Annotated in this window: 4 protein-coding genes and 1 pseudogene; 1 reads left to right on the top strand and 4 read right to left on the bottom strand. The window is 41.6% G+C overall.

Going from position 1 to position 4,645, the window contains the following annotated elements; genetic code table 11:
* Together JCM10512_RS20730 and JCM10512_RS20725 are read right to left on the bottom strand one after the other, a co-directional pair.
* Nucleotides 1-549: hypothetical protein (locus tag JCM10512_RS20730; protein WP_044165807.1), on the bottom strand; the 549-nt coding region annotated here is incomplete at its 3' end.
* Nucleotides 550-577: 28 nt separating this feature from the next.
* Nucleotides 578-1,462 (bottom strand): RteC domain-containing protein, encoded by an 885-nt coding sequence (locus JCM10512_RS20725; protein ID WP_044165808.1) that lies wholly within the window; start codon nt 1,460-1,462, stop codon nt 578-580.
* Between the two features lie 135 nt (nt 1,463-1,597).
* On the opposite strand from JCM10512_RS20725, the gene JCM10512_RS22635 reads away from it, so the two are divergent.
* Nucleotides 1,598-1,795 (top strand): hypothetical protein, encoded by a 198-nt coding sequence (locus JCM10512_RS22635; RefSeq protein WP_148298512.1) that lies wholly within the window; start codon nt 1,598-1,600, stop codon nt 1,793-1,795.
* A 137-nt stretch (nt 1,796-1,932) separates the two neighbouring features.
* Here JCM10512_RS22635 and JCM10512_RS20720 read toward each other — a convergent pair whose 3' ends face one another.
* Together JCM10512_RS20720 and JCM10512_RS20715 are read right to left on the bottom strand one after the other, a co-directional pair.
* The gene (locus JCM10512_RS20720) at nt 1,933-2,802 is read right to left on the bottom strand and encodes a lysophospholipid acyltransferase family protein (protein WP_081741573.1); all 870 of its coding nucleotides are present in this window, start codon (nt 2,800-2,802) and stop codon (nt 1,933-1,935) included.
* 2 nt (nt 2,803-2,804) lie between these two features.
* Nucleotides 2,805-4,645, bottom strand: a pseudogene (locus JCM10512_RS20715) (efflux RND transporter permease subunit); the annotation flags it as partial.

The following is a 4,645-nucleotide window of genomic DNA, read 5'->3' as shown; positions in this document are numbered from 1 at the left end:
TTCCTTTACCCTTTTCTGGGAATAACATTTTGTCCCGTCCGGTGAAAGGAAGAAATCAAATGTTTCCATTGCCCTCTTATTCGTTATCGGCTCATCGACGGAATAAGTACAACGAACAACAATCGTTAAAATATCGCCTGCATCCCTGTTCTCGTACTTTGCCAGTTCTTGCGGGACACTTTTTCTAAGAGCTGCAATCTGTTCGTTTGTTTTGTCAATGCTGGACTGATACGAGTTTATCATCGTTAGAGACGGTCTGTTGGCGGCTTTCGCTTTTTCTAAGTTTTCAGTAAATAAACTGACTGTTTTTTCAAGCGAGGCCATTTGCTTGTCCCTCTCAGCATTAAAATTGTCTGTGATTATTTTAATACTGTCAGCAACGGTTACGCGGCGTACTTCTTCCAGTTTTTCCGCTTTGAAATGCATATCCAATTTCGTACCTCTGCTATTGGTTTGTACGAAATCGGCAATCACTTTTTCATACTTACTCGTTGTTCCTCCACAGGAGAACAACAATACAAATAATGGTAATAATAAAATTCTCTTCATAACCTTAATTTTTTAAAGTTCACTATTTTCATTTTCCGTCCTTGTCTTTACCCTTGTTTTTGTCTTTTCCACCCGGCTTAAAATTTTCCATCCGTTTGCGTATTTCTTCCCGTAAGCGATCAAGGAATGGTGTCGGATGGTTTCGGATACGCATATCATAGAAATTACGGGCTATATTGTTACCCAATTCGATATTAAACACGCTCTCAAAATATGCTGCTATCTGTATCAGTGGTATTTTTCCGTTGTTAAAGCACCCTTCGGTATCCAATGCGTAGATCAGCTCTATCAGGTCGGTCTTGCTGCCTGTCCAAGTTAGTTTAACCTTCGGGAAAGAGGTGCTGTTGGGCTTTAACATATAGCTGTCCAACAACTCCAACTCCGAAAGAAGATACGCCTGCAACATATCGTTTGCTATAATTTTGGCAACCTTAAAATCTGCGTTGGTTGAAAACTGCGGATCGCGTTCGTAATAGAATGTTTCAAGATATTGCTCAGTGTCGGGTTGGCCGCGAACAAAATAGGCAGCATCGAGGTACGTTGCGCCGGAACGGTAATAACGGTAAAAATCCAGTATCTTATCGTTAAAATCCTGAATAACGTCCAGTTTCCTTTTTAGATATTCCTTTTGCGCCTCCACGCTGGCAACTGGACGGTGCATTTCGGTATTATATACTTTCCTGTAATAAATTAGATGGCAGAATATCTTGGGTTTAACCTCTTTAAAAAACAATATTTCCTCGTCCTCGTCCTGAAATTGATATGCTATGATAAATTCCTTTAACTGGTCAAAAGCATTTCCCAGGACATGAGAAGCATCGAGAGATTTTTTCAGGATATTTTTATCCTCGGCCTCGATCTGCTGAATCCTCAGCCTAATCTCTTTCTGTAGTTTTTCGACATAATTTATCATAATCATGAATTTAAGATTTAATATTTCTATGAGTGTAGTACAAATTCTTACATACCTAATTATCTGATAGATTGAAGACTTCAGGAAGCATCCTATATTTAGCATTTTGAATTTCACATTTCCCCCTTCCATTTTATGGCAATCCCTATCATAAATCTCCACCTGACAGCCTCGCTTTATCGAAAAGAAGGCATCGGTAACTTCGACAACTATTTTCCCGAAAATCCGCAAGAAAGCTATCTTTTTGCATTGAGAGTTATAGGTTTCTATCCGGCTACCGTTGAGAACCACAAAAAAATCGTCGCCTACGCTTTGTACTTCTTTGCCGGATGATCGCATGGCGGCGATTTTATCGCCCGAAGAATCGTAGGTTTTTATCCAAGGGCCCATGATGTAGACATTCAGAAGATTTTGCGCAAACAAATTTGGTATTAAGCCCAGCAGAAAGTTCATAAGTAATACATATTAATTTATCTTTTCCATCTTTTATGTGTCCATAACCAGCCGTATGGTTCTTCCTTGATATTTTCCGCCAGTAAATCAACATATTTCTGGCTTATTTCTCCTTCATTCGTAGATTCTGCTTCGGAGCATACAGGGATACACGTTACTTTATAATTTCCTTTTGATAGCTGTGTAATATGCAGGTAGATAACTGCCGACCGACTTATACGCGCCAGCTTCTCCATACCCGAAAAGAGATAGGTTTCCTGATTCAACAACTCGAATTTATATTTATCATCTTTTATCCGGGGGCATTGGTCGGACAAAAACAGATAAACAGCAGGGGATGATTTTTGTGTCAGAATATGACGTATAACTGATTTGTCAGGTATTAACTTCATTCCGAACCGTGACCGGAGTTTAATCATTAATCTGTTCATTATGCCCGACTGCAGAGGCTTATAAACGGCATACATATCGTGGCGAAGTTTATAAGGCATAAAATTCAGCATTTCCCAATTACCGCAATGTCCCAAGCAAGCAATAACATTCCGTCCAGCGTTCATGTGCCTGTCTATAAGTTCCAAATTTTCAAACGTTATCTTCTTATCAAGAACCTCTGCCGGAGCGGATATGCTTTTAAGTATTTCGGCAAAGTAGGCGGCAAAACAGGTATAGAATTTCTTTACCACACAGCGAATTTCTCCGTATTTCATATCGGGAAAAGAACGTGAGATATTTTGAATCACGACCGCTTTCCTATATCCGATAACATGATAAGAGAGGAAAAATGCGAAAGAAGCCATTGCATACAAAAATGCCATAGGTATCAGGCTTACGGTATAAGCAATACCATAGACACTTTTGTATGCAATGGTTTGTAAAATTTGTTTCATTATTATTCTTTTATTTCAATAACTTTTTTCTTACCCAATCCCACTTTTTCCAACATTTTATCCATCACGTAATAAACCACCGGAACAACAATAAGCGTCAGGAACATAGAACTAATCAATCCCCCAATCATAACCCAAGCCAGACCGTTTTTCCATTCGGCTCCTGCTCCGGTTGCCAATGCAATAGGAAGCATACCTATTACCGTTGCAGCCGTTGTCATCAGAATGGGACGGAATCGTTGGCGGGTTGCCTCAATAAGAGCAGCTTTAAGTTCCATTCCTTTTTCTTTCGACTGATTAGTGAAATCGACTAAGATGATGGCGTTTTTGGCGACAAGCCTATGAGTGCAAGTAAGCCCAGCAGAGTAAACAGGTTAAGGGTATCCATCGTGAGAGCCAAAGCGAGTAATGCACCTATTATGGCAAGAGGAATAGAGATTAATACTACAAAGGGATACACGTAGTTGTTGTATAATAATACCATGATGAGGTAAACCAACAGAATGGAAATGATGAGCGCTATTCCCATTGTGCCAAAACTTTCGTCCTGCATTTCAAGTTCGCCGCCGGGAATTATCGTGATGTTTTCCGGCAAATCGAGGGAGTTTATTATTTGGCTGACGTCCTGCCCGATGTCGCCGATGGGACGACCGCCGACTTGACAATTTAACGTTATGCAAGCACTACGGTTACGGCGTTCCAAAATACCCGGCGCATTGCTTTCTTCTATCCGTGCAAACTGTTTCAGTTTGACAGCTTCGCCGGAGGTACTTATGAATGTAAGATTTTCAACGTCCGCCGTACTCCTGCGGTCGAAATTGTCAAGACGGGTATTGATGTCGTATTCGTATTCATTTTGCCTGAATTTTGCATCATTGTTTCCGCTGAATGCGTTTCCCAATCCCATACCCAACATTTCAAAAGGGATTCCTAATGCCGCCATCTTTTCACGGTCGGGAATGATACTGATTTCGGGACTGCTTTCTTCGGCTGATAATTTGGGATCGACTATACCTTTCACGAATTTGATGCTATGGAGAAGAAGATTGGCTGCCGTCCGCACGGAATCAATATGATGTCCGGTAATGTAATACTGTATCGGAGCTTCATCTATATTTCCCATTAGGTCGGTCGTTGCCACCCATATTTGCGCTCCGGGTATATGCTGTTGCAGAAAAAGTTTTGCTTCCCGTGAAAAATCGGAAGTTGAAATATTACGCTGATTATGCGGAATCATCTTTACCCGCAAATCGGCTAAGCGGGCTTGCGGTTGTCCGTTTTCTTCCGCGCCTATGGTGGTAAATACGGTTTCGACTAAGGGGCTGCTTCTCAAAATATTTTCCGCTTGGTAAGTGATCTGATTGGATTGTTCTATGGTAACATCGCGGGGCAGTTCCAGCTTCATAACAAATTGCCCTTGATCGCCCATCGGAGCAAAGTTGCTTCCGATAAAACCGAACGCTATCAGGCTTACAGAGCCTATCAAAGCCGCAAGAGTAACCACCATCGTAATCTGCTTATGCGACAAAGACCAACCTAAAAGACTTGAAAACCATTTGGCTATCCTCTCTATCCGGTTCTCGAAAGCCTGAATGCCTCGTCCGATAAAGCCATCGCGGTTGAACTCGTCTATCTTTCCGAATCGGGAGTAAAGCAAGGGTACTACGGTAAATGAAACCAACAGACTGAACAGTACCGCAATGGCGATAGTAACGGCAAATTGGCGAAATACATTGGCAATAATCCCCTGTGTCAAAGAAATAGGGATGAACACCACCACCAGCACCAGTGTAATGGAAACGATTGTACCGCCTATCTCACGAAGTCCATCGTATGCCGCCTG

It is taken from the genome of Bacteroides reticulotermitis JCM 10512 (genome assembly GCF_000517545.1).
GTDB lineage: Bacteria > Bacteroidota > Bacteroidia > Bacteroidales > Bacteroidaceae > Bacteroides > Bacteroides reticulotermitis.
Note: the sequence above shows the minus strand (reverse complement) of the source record. Positions and strands in the feature narration are given on the sequence as shown.

Bases quoted from the DNA above. Each gene is read 5' to 3' on its own strand.
- JCM10512_RS20720 (WP_081741573.1), bottom strand. From the start codon at position 2,802: ATGAAACAAATTTTACAAACCATTGCATACAAAAGTGTCTATGGTATT.
- JCM10512_RS22635 (WP_148298512.1), top strand. From the start codon at position 1,598: ATGGCAATCCCTATCATAAATCTCCACCTGACAGCCTCGCTTTATCGA.
- JCM10512_RS20725 (WP_044165808.1), bottom strand. From the start codon at position 1,462: ATGATAAATTATGTCGAAAAACTACAGAAAGAGATTAGGCTGAGGATT.